Origin of the sequence: Streptomyces californicus, assembly GCF_000717645.1 — a bacterium.
In the GTDB taxonomy this organism is placed as follows: Bacteria; Actinomycetota; Actinomycetes; order Streptomycetales; family Streptomycetaceae; genus Streptomyces; species Streptomyces californicus.
The window spans coordinates 228,391-244,103 of sequence record NZ_JNZZ01000019.1; the positions used below are offsets into that span (position 1 = coordinate 228,391).

The 15,713-nt window shown below is 72.8% G+C and carries 12 protein-coding genes; 5 read left to right on the plus strand and 7 right to left on the minus strand.

Annotated features, from left to right (window positions below; translation table 11 throughout):
* The first annotated feature begins 279 nt into the window (after positions 1-279).
* The 5 genes from IF19_RS0125060 (at position 280) to IF19_RS0125080 (ending at position 6,158) form a co-directional block, all read left to right on the plus strand.
* Positions 280-1,587: an ABC transporter substrate-binding protein gene (locus IF19_RS0125060; RefSeq protein ID WP_030117096.1), complete on the plus strand. Its 1,308-nt coding sequence runs from the start codon at positions 280-282 to the stop codon at positions 1,585-1,587.
* Between the two features lie 88 nt (positions 1,588-1,675).
* On the plus strand, positions 1,676-2,668 hold the full coding sequence (locus IF19_RS0125065; protein ID WP_030117097.1) for a carbohydrate ABC transporter permease: 993 nt from the start codon (positions 1,676-1,678) through the stop codon (positions 2,666-2,668).
* The gene (locus tag IF19_RS0125070) at positions 2,665-3,591 is read left to right on the plus strand and encodes a carbohydrate ABC transporter permease (RefSeq protein ID WP_030117098.1); all 927 of its coding nucleotides are present in this window, start codon (positions 2,665-2,667) and stop codon (positions 3,589-3,591) included. Before IF19_RS0125065 ends, IF19_RS0125070 begins: the two co-directional genes overlap by 4 nt.
* 44 nt (positions 3,592-3,635) lie before the next feature.
* Positions 3,636-4,622 carry a hydroxyacid dehydrogenase gene (locus IF19_RS0125075; protein ID WP_050491023.1) on the plus strand — a complete coding sequence of 329 codons (987 nt, stop codon included), beginning with the start codon at positions 3,636-3,638 and terminating at the stop codon, positions 4,620-4,622.
* A 51-nt stretch (positions 4,623-4,673) separates the two neighbouring features.
* Positions 4,674-6,158 (plus strand): HAD-IA family hydrolase, encoded by a 1,485-nt coding sequence (locus tag IF19_RS0125080; protein WP_030290105.1) that lies wholly within the window; start codon positions 4,674-4,676, stop codon positions 6,156-6,158.
* A gap of 70 nt (positions 6,159-6,228) precedes the next feature.
* On the opposite strand, the gene IF19_RS0125085 is transcribed toward IF19_RS0125080, so the two are convergent.
* From IF19_RS0125085 to IF19_RS0125115, 7 genes are all read right to left on the minus strand, one after another.
* The gene (locus IF19_RS0125085) at positions 6,229-7,098 is read right to left on the minus strand and encodes a class II fructose-bisphosphate aldolase (RefSeq protein WP_030276979.1); all 870 of its coding nucleotides are present in this window, start codon (positions 7,096-7,098) and stop codon (positions 6,229-6,231) included.
* Between the two features lie 56 nt (positions 7,099-7,154).
* Positions 7,155-8,042 carry an SIS domain-containing protein gene (locus IF19_RS0125090; protein ID WP_030117104.1) on the minus strand — a complete coding sequence of 296 codons (888 nt, stop codon included), beginning with the start codon at positions 8,040-8,042 and terminating at the stop codon, positions 7,155-7,157.
* 192 nt (positions 8,043-8,234) lie between these two features.
* On the minus strand, positions 8,235-11,105 hold the full coding sequence (locus tag IF19_RS0125095) for a DUF5682 family protein (RefSeq protein WP_030117105.1): 2,871 nt from the start codon (positions 11,103-11,105) through the stop codon (positions 8,235-8,237).
* Positions 11,102-12,232 (minus strand): ATP-binding protein, encoded by a 1,131-nt coding sequence (locus tag IF19_RS0125100; protein WP_030120603.1) that lies wholly within the window; start codon positions 12,230-12,232, stop codon positions 11,102-11,104. Before IF19_RS0125100 ends, IF19_RS0125095 begins: the two co-directional genes overlap by 4 nt.
* A 140-nt stretch (positions 12,233-12,372) precedes the next feature.
* Positions 12,373-13,794 carry a VWA domain-containing protein gene (locus tag IF19_RS0125105; protein WP_030117107.1) on the minus strand — a complete coding sequence of 474 codons (1,422 nt, stop codon included), beginning with the start codon at positions 13,792-13,794 and terminating at the stop codon, positions 12,373-12,375.
* Positions 13,791-15,224: a hypothetical protein gene (locus IF19_RS0125110; RefSeq protein ID WP_234310494.1), complete on the minus strand. Its 1,434-nt coding sequence runs from the start codon at positions 15,222-15,224 to the stop codon at positions 13,791-13,793. The genes IF19_RS0125105 and IF19_RS0125110 overlap by 4 nt, the downstream gene beginning before the upstream one ends.
* Complete coding sequence (locus IF19_RS0125115) at positions 15,194-15,712, minus strand: hypothetical protein (RefSeq protein WP_030116192.1); 519 nt, start codon at positions 15,710-15,712, stop codon at positions 15,194-15,196. Before IF19_RS0125115 ends, IF19_RS0125110 begins: the two co-directional genes overlap by 31 nt.
* Position 15,713 lies beyond the last annotated feature (1 nt).

Genomic DNA, 15,713 nt, shown 5'->3' on the forward strand with positions numbered 1-15,713 from the left:
GGCCGTCGCGCCGACCGCCGCCGGACCTCCCGCCGCCGCACCGCTTCCCGGTCCGGCCGTGCCCGTTCCCCGTCGAGAGCCGTGCTCCGGGCCAACCGGCCTCAGATGCACGGCTCTTCGCTCTTCCGAGCGGCGTTCGTATTCGCCGTCGGGGCGTCAGCCGTGATGATCGAATCGATTGATTTGCTCGTTTGCCCTTGACGGCGATCACTTCTGCGCAAAATGATGTCTCTCGTTCACCTCATCTACCGCAGTTCGAGGTCTCGTAGGAGCCGGCCCATGCCCTGTACCGCCCGCACGTCCCGTCTCGCCCTCGCGGCTTCCGCCGCCTCGCTCGCCCTGCTCGCCACCGCCTGCGGCGGCGGATCGGGGTCGGACGCCTCGGGCGGCGGCGACGGCAAGCCCGTCACCCTCACCTTCTGGTCGGCCACCGCGGGCGCCAAGGAGACCGCCGAGGCGTTCAACAAGACGCACACCGACATCAAGGTGAAGTTCTTCATGGTCCCCGCGGGACCCGAGGGCGTCACCAAGCTGTCCAACGCGGTCAAGGGCGGCAACGCCCCCGACGTGGCCACCATGGACTACTCCGCCCTGCCCGAGTACGCGAGTGAGGGCAACCTGGAGAACCTCACCCCCACCTCCGGCGAACTGGTGAAGAAGGAGTTCCCCGAGGCGGTCCAGTCCCTGGTCAACCTCGGCGGCTCCACCTGGGCGGTGCCCTTCGACGTCACGCCCATCCAGCTCTTCTACCGCAAGGACCTGTTCGAGAAGCACGGGGCGAAGGTGCCGACGACCTGGGCCGAGTACCGCACCGCCGCCGAGAAGATCCACCAGGGCGACCCGGACGTCACCATCACCAACTTCGGCGGCGGCGACCCCGCCCTGCTGTCCGGTCTGGCCTGGCAGGCCGGCGCCCGCTGGTACGGCACCAACGGCGACGCCTGGAAGGTGGACATCGACGACCCGGCCTCCCGGAAGGTCGCCGCGTACTGGGACGGGCTCCTCGCCGACGGCCTCGCCTCCAGGACCCCGCTCTGGGGCGAGGGCGAGAACAAGGAACGCGCCACCGGCAAGGTCGCCACCATCATCGGCGCCGCCTGGAGCGCCGGGAACTTCCCCGTCAGCTACCCCGACGCCAAGGGCAAGTGGGCCATAGCCCCGCTGCCCACCTGGGACGGCAAGGCGAGCACCGGCATGTACGGCGGGACCTCCTACATCGTGCCCAAGGGCAGCAAGCAGACCAAGGCGGCCGCCGAGTTCATCAAGTGGGTCACCACCGACCCCGAGGCGATGACCGCCCGCCTCAGCTCCCTCAAGACCCCCAGCAGCGCCCTGCCCGCCAACGAGGGCATGCGCGCCGTGGCGGCGAAGAAGTTCGACGGCTCGTACTTCGCCGGCCAGGACGTCTACGCCGTGGCGGGCGAGGCCGCCGACACCATCGTGCCGGGCTGGACGTGGGGCCCCGTCCAGCAGCAGGTCACCTCGGCGCAGCTGGCCGCCGGCGGCGACCACACCAAGATGCTGACCTCCGGTCAGGCCAAGGGCGAGACCGCGGTGACCGACCGCGGTCTGAAGCTCGACAAGTAGGGCGCTGCCCACCGCCGTACGGGGCTGCCCGGGACCCGCCGTCCCGGGCGGCCCGCCCCACCACCCCACCCCGCCGAAGGAGCCCCAGGTGGCAGCACCACTCGCCCGGCCGGCCAAGAACCCGGCGCCCCAGGCCACGCCGCCGCCCGCGGTCCCCCGAGGACCGGGCAGACCGAAAGCCCCCGGCGGGCCCGGCGCACGAGCCGGACAGCGCCGTGCCGTCGCCCTCTTCACCATCCCGTTCTTCGCGCTCTTCACCGCCGTCACCGTCCTGCCGATGCTCTACGCGGCCTGGATGAGCCTCTACCGCGAGGAATCCTCCGGCCTGGGCTTCGGCGGAACCGAACGGGTCTTCGCCGGACTCGGCAACTTCACCGAGGCGCTCGGCAACGAGGCGTTCCTCCGCTCGTTCGGACACATCGCCCTCTACTGCGTGCTCTACATCCCGGCGATGGTCGGCGGCGCACTCGTCCTGGCCCTCCTCGTCGACTCGACCATGGCCAGGGCCCGGCGCTTCTTCCAGATCGCTTACTTCCTGCCGCACGCGGTGCCCGGCCTGATCGCCTCGCTGATCTGGCTCTACCTCTACACACCGGGACTCAGCCCGATCACCGACGCCCTCGACGCGCTCGGCGCCCAGTGGAACTTCTTCGGCCAGGACGAAGCCGTCTTCTCGGTCGTCAACATCTCCGCCTGGCAGTGGACCGGCTACAACATGATCATCTTCTACGCCGGGCTCCAGGCCGTCCCCCGCGAGGTCCTGGAAGCGGCCACGGTCGACGGGGCCGGCGCCCTGCGCACCGCCCTCCAGGTCAAGGTCCCCATGATCCGGCCGACCGCCGTCCTGACCCTGCTGTTCACCTGCGTCGGTGCCATCCAGCTCTTCGACGCCCCCAAGCTCGTCCAACTGCGGGCCAACACCATGGGCGAGGACTGGTCGCCGACCATGTTCATCTTCACAGCGGCCTTCAAGGGCCACGACTACGGCCTGGCCGCCGCGAGCTCCCTCCTGCTCGCCCTCGTCGCCGGACTGCTGTCCTTCGTCGTCACCAAGCTCGGCAACCGGTGGAAGGCATCATGAGCACCCAGACAGCCGCCCCCGAGGCTCCGCCCGCCCCCGCGCCGGCCGGCCGTGCGACCCGCGGCCCCGCCCCGCGCCGCGACCGTCGCGGGGGGATCACCTCCCGCGTCGCGGTGAACGCGGTGCTGGCCGTCGTCGCCGTCTACACGCTGATGCCGCTGACCTGGCTCCTCATCGCCTCCACCAAGAGCTACCGGGACCTGTTCGCGACCAACCCCTTCAGCCTCGGCGACTTCGCGTTCCTGGCGAACCTGAACGCCCTCCTCGAATACAACGACGGCGTCTTCGTCCGCTGGCTGCTCAACAGCCTGCTGTACACCGTCGTCGCCTCGGGACTCTCCACCCTCATCTCGGTGGCCTGCGGCTACGCCTTCGACAAGTACGCCTTCCGGGGCCGCGAGAAGTGGTTCGGAGTCGTCCTCGTCGGCGTCCTCATCCCCTCGACGGTCGTCCAGCTCCCGCTCTACCTGATGGCCTCCGAACTCGGCCTCGTCAACACCTACTGGGCCGTCCTGATCCCCGGCCTCGTCAACCCCTTCGGCGTCTACCTGGCCCGCGTCTTCTCCGAGGGGTACGTCCCCGGCGAGGTCCTGGAAGCCGCCCGGGTGGACGGGGCCGGGGAGGTGCGCACCTTCGTGAAGGTCGCCCTGCCGATGCTGGCGCCCGGGTTCGTGACCATCTTCCTGTTCACCTTCACCGCGAGCTGGAACAACTTCTACGGCGCGCTCATGATGCTCAACGACGACCAGCTCTACCCGGTCAACCTGGGCCTCTACATGTGGAACCAGAACGTCTATCAGCAGCCGGAGCTCTACCCGCTCGTCATCATCGGCTCCCTCGTCGCCGTCGTCCCCCTGATCGTCGCCTTCCTCTGCCTCCAGCGCTTCTGGCGCTCGGGCCTCACCGCAGGAGCCGTCAAGTGAGCCTCCCCCCGCAGCCGCGGCCCCGGCCCCGCACCGTCCTGGCGATGAGCGGCGAGACCCGGGAGGCGGTCCTGGCCCCCGCCGCCCTCGACCGGCTCGCCCGCGTCGCCGACCTCGTCCCCGGCCTCCTCGTCACCGACTTCGGAGCCGACGACCCCGCACAGCGCGACGGGCTCCAGGACGCCGAGGTGCTGTTCACCGGTTGGGGCTGCCCACCGCTGGATCCGGCGGCCCTGAGCACCATGCCCCGGCTGCGCGCGGTGATCCACGCCGCCGGCTCCGTCAAGCACCACGTCACCCAGGACGTCTGGGACCGCGGCATCGCCGTCAGCACCGCCGCCACCGCCAACGCCGTCCCCGTCGCCGAGTACACGGTCGCGGCGATCCTCTTCGCCAACAAGAACATCCTGGAGAGCGCCCGCGTCTACCGCCGCGCGCGCTCCCGGGTCAACCTCCTCGAACGGTTCCCCCGCATCGGCAACTACCGCCGCACCGTCGGCATCGTGGGCGCCTCCCGCATCGGACGCCGCGTCGTGGAGCTCCTGCGCCCCTACGACCTGCGGGTCCTGGTCCACGACCCCTACCTCGACGAGGCCGACGCACGCGTCCTCGGCGTGGAGCGCACAGGGCTCGACGACCTGGTGGCCCAGAGCGACGTCGTGAGCATCCACGCCCCGGAACTCCCCTCGACCCGCCACCTCTTCGACGCGCGGACGCTGGCCCGGATGCGGGACGGGGCGACCCTCGTCAACACCGCCCGGGGCTCCCTGGTGGACACCGACGCCCTGGTGAAGGAGCTCGTCCCCGGCCGCCTGAACGCGGTGCTCGACCACACCGAACCGGAGGTCCTGCCCGCCGACTCGCCCCTCTACGACCTGCCGAACGTGCTCCTCACCCCGCACATCGCCGGGTCCCAGGGCGGCGAACTCCACCGACTGGCGGACAGCGCCGTCGACGAACTCGAACGGTACGCCCACGGACTGCCGTTCGCCCACGCGGTGGACCCGCACACCCTGCACCAGCAGGCCTGAACCGCACCCGTGTCCGTACCCGCTCCTCGTACCTCTCCCGGGAGAACCGCCATGTCCCGTATCCGCCGTGTGCTCGTCGTCGGCATCGACGGGGTGCGCCTCGACACCCTGCGACGCGTGCCCACCCCGCACCTCGACGCGGTGGCCGACGCCGGCTTCCTGTCCCCGGTGGCCGTGGCGGAGACCACGCCCACCATGTCCGGGCCGTGCTGGGCGACGATCCTCACCGGGGTGGACGTCACCAAGCACGGCGTGTGGAGCAACGACTTCAGCGGGCACCGCCTCGGCGTCTTCCCCGACTTCGCCACCCGGCTGGCCCGCCAGGACGGCCGCCGCACCTACGTCGCCGCCGCCTGGGAGCCGCTGGTCACCGTCGCCGACGGCGGCCCCATGCTCCGCCGCCCGACCCGGCTCACCCACCACGCACCGGCGGCCGACACCCCCGCCGCCTGGGAGGAGGCCGACGCCGCCATCGTGCGCGACGCCGTGGCCGTCCTCACTCACGAGGACCCCGAGGCGTCCTTCGTCTACCTCGGCGCCCCCGACGAGACGGCTCACCACCTCGGCTGCGGCGACGCCTACGAGACGTCCGTCGAGACGGCCGACCGCCGCCTCGGCGATCTCCTGACGGCCCTGCGATCCCGCCCCTCGTACGCGACGGAGGCATGGACCGTCCTCGTCGTCACCGACCACGGACACCGCGACGAGGGCGGCCACGGCGGGGGCAGTCCGGACGAACGCACCGCCTGGCTGGCCTGCGCCGGCCCGGACATCACGGCGGGCCCCCGCCCCGCCCGCCCGGTCCGCCACGTGGACGTCGCCGCCCAGGTGTACGCCGCCCTGGACCGGACCCCCGACTCGCACTGGACGCTCGACGGGGCCCGGATCCCGACCGTGCCGCGCGCCGTGCTGCTCGACATGGACGGCACCCTCGTCGACACCGAACCCCTCTGGCTGGAGGCGACCCGTTCGGTGGCGGCCGCCCACGGCCACACCCTCACCGAGGCGGAGGGGGCGTCGGTCCTAGGCCGCAGCTGCGCCGACACCGCGGCCTGGCTCGACGGCCACTGCCCGGACAGCGGCGCGGACGTACTGGAGGCCGAACTGGAGGAGACCTTCCTCGCCGCGGTCGAGGCGGACGCCCCGCTCCGGCCCGGAGCGCGCGCCCTGCTCGACCTGCTGGAACACGACGGCCCTCCCGCCGCCCTGGTGTCGGCCTCGCCGCGCCGGGTCGTCGACGCGGTCCTGCGCACCCTGGGCGGGGAGGCGTTCCGCACGACGGTGGCGGACGGCGAGAGCGACCGTTCCAAGCCGCACCCCGACCCCTACCTGATGGCCGCCGCACGACTGGGGCTGCCGCCCGAGGCGTGCCTCGTCGTCGAGGACAGCCCGACCGGGATCGCCGCCGCGGAGGCGGCCGGCTGCCGGGTCCTGGCCGTGCCCTCGTCGGCGCCCATCGAGCCCGCACCGGGACGCCGGGTCCGCTTTGACCTCACCTCCCTGCTGCACGAGTGGGCACAGCGGGAGTCCGTATGACGTGACGACAGGACGGACGCCGACGGCCGGCGGGCATCGCGCCCGCCGGCCGTCGGCGTCCGTCCTGTCGTCACGCGGCGTGCGCACGCCCCGAGGGCAGCAGCGAGATCATCCGGGCGACGGTGGCCGCCATCGCGTCCCGGCCGTCCGCGAGATACCGGCGCGGGTCCACGCTCCGCTCGTCCCGGGCCAGCCGCTCCCGTATCGCGCCGGTCATCGCGATGTTGAGCGCGGTGCCGATGTTGACCTTGCGGATGCCGCCCGTCACCGCCCGGGACAGCTCCTCGTCGGAGGCCCCGGACGAACCGTGCAGCACCAGCGGCACCGGCACGGCCTCCCGCAGACCGCTCAGCAGGGCGTGGTCGATCACCGCGTCCCGGGAGGTCATGGCGTGCGAGGTGCCGACCGCCACGGCCAGCGCGTCGACCCCGGTGGCCGCGACGAACGACCGCGCCTCCTCCGGGTCCGTACGGGCGCCGGGGGCGTGGGCGTCGAGCGGCGGTTCACCGTTCTTCCCGCCGACCTGCCCGAGTTCGGCCTCCAGCCAGAGCCCCCGCTCGTGCGCCCAGACGACGGCGGCCCGGGTGGCCGCCAGATTCTCGGCGTACGGCAGCCGGGCGGCGTCGAACATCGCCGAGCTGAAGCCGCAGTCCGCCGCCCGGTGCAGCAGTTCGGTCGACTGCACGTGGTCGAGGTGGAGCGAGACGGGCACGGCGGCCTGGGCCGCCACCTCGGCGGCGGCGCGCGCGAGCGGAGCCGGACGGCCCCGGTGGTAGGCGACGGCGTTCTCGCTGATCTGGAGGATCACCGGGGACCCCGCGGCCTCCGCGCCCTCGGCGACGGCTTCCGCGTGTTCCAGGGTGATGACGTTGAACGCGGCGACCGCGCGCTGCCGCGCGTCGGCCTCGGCGATCAGATCGCCGGTGGCGGCGATGGGCATGGTGACTCCGGGAGGGGACTGGATCTGCCGGTGGGCGGGGAGTGGCGCTGGCGCCGTCAGGCCGTGGTGCTGAGGATGACCGAGCGGGTGAGGTGGCGCGGCCGGTCCGGATCGAGCCCCCGCGCCTCGGCGACGGCCAGGGCGAGGCGCTGCACCCGTACCAGCTCCGCCAGCGGGTCGAGGCCGCCGGCCACCCAACGGGCGCCGGTCGCGTGGACCTCGTCCATCAGCCCGGAAGGCGCCTCGCCGAGCATCCAGGTCGCGGTGGAGCGGGTGGAGATGCTGATCGGGCCGTGCCGGTACTCCATCGCCGGGTACGCCTCGGTCCAGGCGAGCGCCGCCTCGCGCATCTTCAGCGCGGCCTCGTTGGCCAGGCCCACACTCCAGCCCTGCCCGAGGAAGGTGAACTGGCTGCACTCCACCAGTCCGGCGGGCAGCGGCTCGGCGAGCGCCACCTGGGCGTCCTCGACGACCGAGTCGGTGTGCAGGCCCAGGTGGGCGCGGAGCAGGGTCAGCGCCGAAGTCGCGAAGCGGGTCTGCACGACCGACTTCTCGTCGGCGAACTGGAGCACGACCGTGTCGTCGGCCATCGCCGCCATCGGGGTGTCCGGGTCGCCGATGACCACCGTGCGACGGGTCGTGCCACCGATCCGCGCGAGGAGCCCGATCACCTCCGTCGTGGTGCCCGAGCGGCTCAGCGCCACCACCCGGTCGTACGGGCGGCCCGTCGGGAACTCGGACGCGGCGAACGCGTCGGTCTCGCCCTGGCCGCTGCCCTCCCGGAGGGCCGCGTACGCCTGGGCCATGAAGTACGACGTGCCGCACCCGACCACGGCGATGCGCTCGCCGGCCGCCGGAAGCCGGTGGGCGAGTCCGTCCGCCATGCCGGCGGCGACCTGCCAGCAGTCGGGCTGGCTGGCCAGCTCCTGCGCCACGTACGTCATCTGTACTCCCTGTCCCTGACCAACGATGCTCGAATCTGCATTTTAGGCGTTCATTTCAAGCAATATCAAGCAGGCGATGGTGAGGGGGTGGCCGCACGCTGGGCGCGGGCATGCCGATGGGGCGCCGGTCCCGTCCGGGTCCGGCGCCCCATCGCCCCGTGGCGGGGCCGCATGCGCCCCCGCCACGGAGCCTCAGCCCTCCGCCAGCAGCGACCCCCACGCGTCCGCCGTGTCCGGATGACGTCGCACCAACTCCGCGCCGTCCGAAGCCTCCGACCCGGGTCCGGCCCACGGGCCGTCGCACCCGAGCAGCCCCGCCACCGCGTCGAGCGTCGCCGGATGGGCGAACAGCAGGGCGGCCCCACGGTCCGCGCCGACGGCGACCGCTCCACCGGCCGGAGGAGTCGCCGACGGCTCCGCGCGCCACGGCGGCACCCACGCGTCCAGCGCCGCGAGCCGGGCCGGGAAGAGCCGCCCCGCCTCCCGGGGCAGCAACGGGGCCAGGTCCGCGGCCCCGGAGCGCAGCGTCGTGATCAGGGTCGGCAGCCAGGGCAGCAGAACCCGGTCCGGCAACCGTCCGAACGCGTTCGACACGGCCTCCACCACCACGTCCGCAAGCCCCGGCACCGGCACCAGCGCGTGCACGAAACCACTGAGATAGCGCGGATAGGCGGGCACCGCCATCGGGTTGGCCAGCAACTGCGCGCAGCGCTCCCGCAGCTCGCCCCGGGACAGCGCGCCGAGCTGTACCCGCGCCGCCCACAGCAGCGCCGTCCGCTCCGGATCCGTGGGGCGCGACTGGGCGACGGCCAGCTCCAACTGGGCCCGGTCGCAGCCGAGGGACAGCGCCAGGCTCTCCATGCCGAACAGGAAGCCGAGCATCGCCGCCACCTGCCCCACCGTGGCGTCCTCGTCCGTGAACGCCATCGGCAGCAATGTGCAGTAATGCGCGTAACCGGCCTTCACGAACGATTCCACCCACGGCGGCAGCACCGGCTCCGCGGTCCGGTAGTACGCGAGCAGCCCCCGCATCCGGCGCAGCACCTCCGGCGCCCCGTCCACCGTCCGCTCGCCCGCCAGCACGACCAGGGCATGCGCGCCCAGCTCGTCCGCGAGACGCCCGCCGCGGAGGTACAGCGTCGCGTCCTCCACGGCGGCGAGGACGCCGGCCGTGGTCGCCCGCGGCCCGTACGCCTCGCGGCGCAGCCGCTGCTCCAGGACCTGCTCGATGCTCACCCCCTCGTACCCCAGCTCGATGAGCGACCGCTCATGAGTGCCCAGCGCCAGGTCCCACGACTCCTGGATCGACCGCTCGCCGAGCTTCCGCTCACCCATGATCGGCCGGGCCGTACCGTGCGGCATCAGCCGGCGGAGCATCCACAGCACGTCGGAACAGGCCCTCAGCTCCGGGTGCGCGTCCATGTCCAGCAGAGCCCGCCGCACGCCCCGCTGCTGGAGCTTCAGCCCCAGCGGGGCGAGCCGGTCGTACACGTCACGGGCCAGTGGCGGCAGCGCGTCGTACCCGACCCGGCCGACCCGGTCGCCGCCCATCATGATCTCGACGAGCCGCCGCACATCGCGTCGCCCCGGCACCGCGTCCTTCTCGATGCAGGTGATCGCCGCGTCCTGGAAGTCGTACGGCGTGGGCTTGGCCCGGTCCCGCACCCCGGCGAGCAGGATCGACGTCTCGAACACCGCGATGGCGTCCGCGGTGGAGGCCGGGTAGCCGCCGCGTCGTGCCGCGCGCACGATCTCCACCGACCAGCCCAGCAGTTCGGCCTCGTCCAGCGTGTCGAGGACCGGCGGTTGCCGCAGGAACCCGGTGAGCCGGTCCGGGGCGGTCTCCGTCGCGGCCGTGGGGACGGCGGGGGCCGCGGCCTTCGCCGCCGCGCGGGACTTCTTCGTACCGCCCTGCCCGTCCAGCCGGTACGGCCGCACCCGGGTCCGTCTGAGGTTCTTGGCCCACTGCGTCGCGGCGATCGACACCGAACCGGAGGCGAGCCCGAACTGCGCCTCGATCGCCGTGTGGCTGGACGGGATCAGCCCGTGCTGCCAGGTGGTGGCGGAGCGCGGGGGGATCACGTACGACCCGCCGCCCGCGACCCCGAACTCCTCGACCCGGCTGGCCGCGTGGAAGGCGCCGCACACGTACAGGCAGTCCTCCGGGTCCGCCCCGGTCGCCGCCAGGTGTTCGCGCATCCGCGTCCACATGTACCGCTCGCGGTCCTCGTCCACCCGGACCCGGTCCCGGTCGCCGGGGGCGAGCCGCCGGAAGAGACTGCCGACGAGGAACATCACCTGGCGGTAGGCGTCGTGGTCGCTGCTGCCCAGCGGCACCTCGACGTACTGGTGCCACCACTCCGACCAGTGCCGGACCTTTCCGTGGCGCAGCAGATGTTCCTCCAGCTCCGCGAAACGCGGTCGCAGGTCGCCGATCTCCACGCCGACCGCCTCGCCGTGCAGCGCGGCCTCGGGCTCGGGCGCCCCGTCCGCCGGGGCGGAGGGCTCCTCGGGGGAGTGTTCGCCGTGGCGGCCGTCCCACTGGAAGACATGGTCGGACGACCGGTCGACCAGGACCAGCTCGACGCCCGGGGTGTCCAGGGCGTAGGCGATGGCCTGGTACTCGGCGGACGCCTCGGTGACCGGCGCGACGACCGACAGCGGGGCCCACTCGGCGGGGAACCCGTCGACATCGCTCGCGAACGCCTGGACCGCCACCGGTAGACGGCAGTTGCGCAGCTCGGTCAGGAGCGGGGCCATGTCCTCGCACAGCTCCAGGTACACGACCCTCGGCTGCTTCTCCCGCAACCGGCGTGCCATGGCGAGCGCGGAGGCCGGCGAGTGGTGGCAGACCGGGAAGATCTCCAGCGGCTCGCGCACCGCCCGGTCGACGTCGTCGACCATCCCCAGGAGGATGCCCTCCAGCGCGCCCGGCCCGTCCGCGAATGCGGCGGCCGCCTCCTGCAACTGCCCGCGCAGCGCGGCGAACGACGTCTCCCCGGAGCCGGAGCCGGAGGAGCCGGGGGTGGGGGAGGGAGAGCCGGTGGTGGGGGACCCGCTCATGACAGGGTGGCGATCGTGTCGCGGCCGCCGTCCAGGAACTCCGGCCAGGCCCCGCCCTCCTCCTTGCCGCGCGGCTCGACCACCCCGTGCAGGTACTTGTTGAAGATGGCCAGGTCCTCCGGGTCGCGCCGGGCCAGTGATCCGACGAGCGAGGAGGCGAGGGTCCGGGCGGTCAGCGTGCGCTCACCGAAGAAGTTGCTGTGCAGGACGGCGTCCTCCAGCACACCGATCTGCTCCGCCGTCGACAGCGACGACTCCAGCTTCTCGTCGTCGCTGCCCGCGGCGGCGGCCGAGGCCCGCAGATCGGCGAAGCTCTGGAGCAGCACGTCGAGCAGGGTCGGCGGAACGTCCAGGTCGATCGCGTGGCGGCGCAGCAGTTCCTCGGTGCGGAACCGGACGATCTCCGCCTCGCTCTTCCTGTTGGTCACGACCGGGATGCGCACGAAGTTGAAGCGGCGCTTCAGCGCAGACGACAGGTCGTTGACACCCCGGTCGCGGCTGTTGGCGGTGGCGATGATCGAGAAGCCGGGCTTGGCGAAGACGATGTTGTCACCCGCGTCCGCGCCGTCGCTCTGCAGTTCCGGGACCGAGATGTACTTCTCCGAGAGGATGGAGATCAGCGCGTCCTGGACGTCGCTGGTGGAACGGGTCAGCTCCTCGAAGCGCCCGATGGCGCCCGTCTCCATCGCGGTCATGATCGGCGAGGGGATCATCGACTGCCGCGACTGGCCCTTGGCGATGACCATCGACACGTTCCACGCGTACTTGATGTGGTCCTCGGTCGTGCCGGCCGTGCCCTGCACCACCAGGGTGGAGTTGCGGGAGATCGCGGCGGACAGCAGCTCCGCCAGCCAGCTCTTGCCGGTGCCGGGGTCCCCGATCAGCAGCAGACCGCGGTCGGAGGCCAGGGTGACGATCGAGCGCTCGACGAAGCTTCGGTCGCCGAACCACTTCTGCGCGACATCCCGCTCCAGGCCGTCGGCCCGCTCGGACCCCAGGATGAACAGGCGGACCATCTTGGGTGACAGCCGCCAGGAGAACGGCTTGGGGCTGTCGTCGATCGACTCCAGCCAGTCGAGCTCCTCCGCGTACTTGATCTCGGCGGGAGCACGCAACACGTCGGACATGAGGGGCCTTTCTGAAAAGCGGGGAAGCGGGGAGGAGTTCGGGGAAGCGAGGTGGACGGGGCGGGCGGTCGGCCGGGGCGTGCACGGCGGATCGTGCCGTGCACGCCCTGGTTCACGCCGGGCCTTCGGCGCCCGGCACCTCAGGTGAGGAAGGTCTTGAGTTCGTGCACGAGCTTGTCGATGTGGCCGGAGACCACCGGAGTGCCGAGAGCCTTGAACCGCTCCCGGAACCACGGGTTGACCTCCTGCCGCCCGGAGCTGGTCACCGATCCGACCGGGATGAACTTCACGCCCGAGCGGTGGACGGCCTCGATGCCCTCGAACAGCGGCTGGGACCGGTCGAACTCGTAGAAGTCCGAGATCCACACCATGACCGTGTTCTTCGGCTCGGCGATCTTCGGGCGGGCCATCGCCATCGCGAGCGGACCGTCGTTCCCGCCCCCGAGGTTGGTGCGCAGCAGTACGTCGAACGGATCGTGCACCCATGGCGTCAGGTCGATCGAGCGCGTGTCGTACGCGACGAGGTGGACGTCCACCTTCGGCAGCCCGGCGAAGATGGACGCCAGGATGGTGCAGTTCACCATGGAGTCGACCATCGAACCGGACTGGTCCACCACGACGATCAGCCGCTGCGGCGTCGTCCTGCGGACGGTGTGCCGGTAGTAGAGGCGGTCGACGTAGAGCCGTTCCTCCTCCGGGCTCCAGTTGGTGAGGTTCTTCCAGATCGTGCGGTTCAGGTCGAGGTTGCGGAAGACCCGCTTGGGAGGCACCGAGCGGTCGAGCTCGCCCACGGTGGACTTCTCCACCTGCGTGCGCAGCACCTCCGCCACCTCGTCGACGTAGCGGCGGATCAGCGACTTGGCGTTGGCGAGGGCCACGCCCGACAGGTTGCCCTTGTCGCGCAGCAACTGCTCGATCAGCGACATGCTGGGCGTGAGCCGGGCTGCGAGCACCGGATCCGCCAGCACTTCCCGCAGCCGCATGCGCCCCACGAGGTCCCCCTCGATCGCCGCCAGCTCGGGTCCGATTCCGCCGGCGTCGAGTCCGGAGCCGGCCGCCCGGCCGCCGCGGAGACCACCGGGCGGGCAGCCCATTGCCCGCTCCAGCCAGCCGGCGTCGGCCTGCCAGCGGGCCAACTGCTTCGCCGACACCGTGCCGGAACCGGTCGAGAAGACGTTGAGCAGCACCTTCGAGACGAGCGCGGCGCGCCGCACCTCCGCCGCACCGTCGCGGGAGCCGTCCCCGTCGTCGTCCGGCGTCATCAGCCCGTCGAACTCGGCCGCCAGCTCCGGATGGCGCTGCACGACCGAGTCGAGCGACGCACCGGGATCCAGCAGCGCGGACGGCAGCCCGATGTCCTCGACCACGCCGAGGCTCGCCGACTCCAGCGCGGGCTGCTCCTCCGCGTCGAAGAGCCGGGACAGGAGCCGCCAGTACAGCACCTGGCGGCGGTTGTCGTACGCGTCGGGTTCCCCCGGTGACGGGGCGCCCGGGGCGGATCCGGGCTCCGCCGCCGACACGGCAGGGGGTCCCGGAGCGTCCAGTGTGGGGTCCTCGGTCATGTCCGCAACAGCCTTCCGGCGCGCTCGCGCAGTACGGCGACGGCATCGGTGGCGGCCTTCTCCGCCCGGACACCGGCCTTGTCCGACGTCCCGCCCGCCCACGCCCCCGCGTGCACGGCCACGGTCTTCTTCCGCACGGTCGTCTCGACCGCGAGCGGCTGGAGGAGGAACTTCCCTGCGTCCCAGCGCAGCAGCCCCACACAGGCGTGGGAGGCGGCGACCGCCTCCGGCGTCAGCGGACCCGCGGCGGGCATCCGGTCGGTGTCCACGGCCAGCAGCCGCCCGGCGACCTCGAACGCGAGCCCGTCCTCCCCCTCCCGTGCGGCGTACCCCTCCAGCAGCACCGGTACGGCGATCCGCACGGGATGGCGGTCCAGCGGCTCGACCCGGGCTGCCGTCGCGGCCGACAGCATCACGCGCGCGGTGGCGAAGGCGTCGGCGGGCTCCCCCGTACGGGCCAGGGCGTCGTCCCAGAGCAGATCCCCCTCGGCGGTCACCGGCATGGCCTCCACCTCCGCCGAACGGCCCTCGCCCACCGCGCCGAGCAACGACATCCGTGGCCGCAGCAACTGCCACAGGCCCGCACCGACGACCGTGTCGGGCTTGGGCGCGGACACCGAGGCCCGCACCAGGCGGGGCGCGCCCCCGCCGGCCGGTTCGAGCACGGCGTGGACCTGCGCCTGCACGGCCGTCGCGTGCTCCTGCACGTCGACGCCGAGCGGCAGCAGTCGGCCGGTCACCGTGCCCACGGCCCCCGCCCCGGCCGAACCGGGCACCGTCAGCAGCAGGGCGCGCGACCACAGGTCGGCCCAGCGGCGCACCGGCACCCGCTCCAGCGTCGCCCCCGGGCAGGACGCGGCGAGCTCGGCGGCGAACCCGTCGAGCAGCGCCGCCCGCCGCCGCATCCCGGGCTCGGGCAGCATCGCCGCGACCACCGGGGCGGCCCCGGCCACCAGCTCGTGGTCCAGGCCCCGCCAGCCGCCGCGCGCGAGATCGCACAGCCAGCTCCGGGCCGCCGCGAGCAGGTTCGCCGCCTCCTCCGGCGCGGCGGCCAACGGCTCCGGGCCGGCCGTCTCATCACCCTCGACGGGCCGGCCCACGGCCTCGTCGATCCGTTGCACCAGGGCGTCGTGGACGGAGCCGAGCAGGGCGCTCCGGGCGGCGGCGAGCGCCACGAAGTGATCCTCGCCGCCGGTCCCGGCCGCCGCCTTCTCGGCCGCCTCCGCCACCCGCGCGGCCAGCGGGGTCCCGGCGACCGCCCCGGCGAGCCCGCTGACCCCGGCGGCCTGGGCGGGCCCCGGCCGCAGCAGCCCGGCCACGAGCGCCTCGTCGAAGGCGTCCACGACGGCGAGCGCCTCGTCGAGCCCCTCGACCGGATCGGAGAGCAGATCGCCGCGCATCAGGCCACCGCCCGCGTCGGGGGGAACCACTGCATCTCCGGCAACGGCGCGGTGACCGGCTCCCGTTCGAGGTAGGCGAGCTGGCGCAGGAACCGGCTGAACACCTGGGCGGCAGCCGAGGCGTCGCCCTTCTCCGGCCGCTCCGCGCTCATGGCACCGGTGATCGACTGCGCGGTCGGCTCGCCGTCCGGGGGCTCCACGGCGAGGTAGCGGGCGACGCGCTCCGCGCCGTACTGCAGCACCGCCTCGGCGACCAGCGCCTGGATGTGCTTGCAGAACATGCCGCGCGCACCGCCGCAGGGCCGGTTGTTGTTGGTGCTGCACGCGAACGCGTACGTCCGCGCCGCCACCGACGACACGTAGACCCGCCCGATGTCCGACCCGCTGGAGACGACTCCCTGCAACCGCCCGTCGGCCAGTTCGACGAACGGCACCTTGGCCAGCTTCCGCGGGCGCGCGGGCGCCGTCACCCGCGCGGTACTCGACTTCTCCCAGACCGACAACGCGCCAACTCCCATG

What these genes read in the sequence shown, in the direction of transcription:
- IF19_RS0125095 (WP_030117105.1), bottom strand. Translation starts at nt 11,105, where the DNA reads ATGAGCGGGTCCCCCACCACCGGCTCTCCCTCCCCCACCCCCGGCTCC.
- IF19_RS0125060 (WP_030117096.1), top strand. Translation starts at nt 280, where the DNA reads ATGCCCTGTACCGCCCGCACGTCCCGTCTCGCCCTCGCGGCTTCCGCC.
- IF19_RS0125070 (WP_030117098.1), top strand. Translation starts at nt 2,665, where the DNA reads ATGAGCACCCAGACAGCCGCCCCCGAGGCTCCGCCCGCCCCCGCGCCG.
- IF19_RS0125075 (WP_050491023.1), top strand. Translation starts at nt 3,636, where the DNA reads ATGAGCGGCGAGACCCGGGAGGCGGTCCTGGCCCCCGCCGCCCTCGAC.
- IF19_RS0125100 (WP_030120603.1), bottom strand. Translation starts at nt 12,232, where the DNA reads ATGTCCGACGTGTTGCGTGCTCCCGCCGAGATCAAGTACGCGGAGGAG.
- IF19_RS0125090 (WP_030117104.1), bottom strand. Translation starts at nt 8,042, where the DNA reads ATGACGTACGTGGCGCAGGAGCTGGCCAGCCAGCCCGACTGCTGGCAG.
- IF19_RS0125080 (WP_030290105.1), top strand. Translation starts at nt 4,674, where the DNA reads ATGTCCCGTATCCGCCGTGTGCTCGTCGTCGGCATCGACGGGGTGCGC.
- IF19_RS0125085 (WP_030276979.1), bottom strand. Translation starts at nt 7,098, where the DNA reads ATGCCCATCGCCGCCACCGGCGATCTGATCGCCGAGGCCGACGCGCGG.
- IF19_RS0125105 (WP_030117107.1), bottom strand. Translation starts at nt 13,794, where the DNA reads ATGACCGAGGACCCCACACTGGACGCTCCGGGACCCCCTGCCGTGTCG.
- IF19_RS0125115 (WP_030116192.1), bottom strand. Translation starts at nt 15,712, where the DNA reads ATGGGAGTTGGCGCGTTGTCGGTCTGGGAGAAGTCGAGTACCGCGCGG.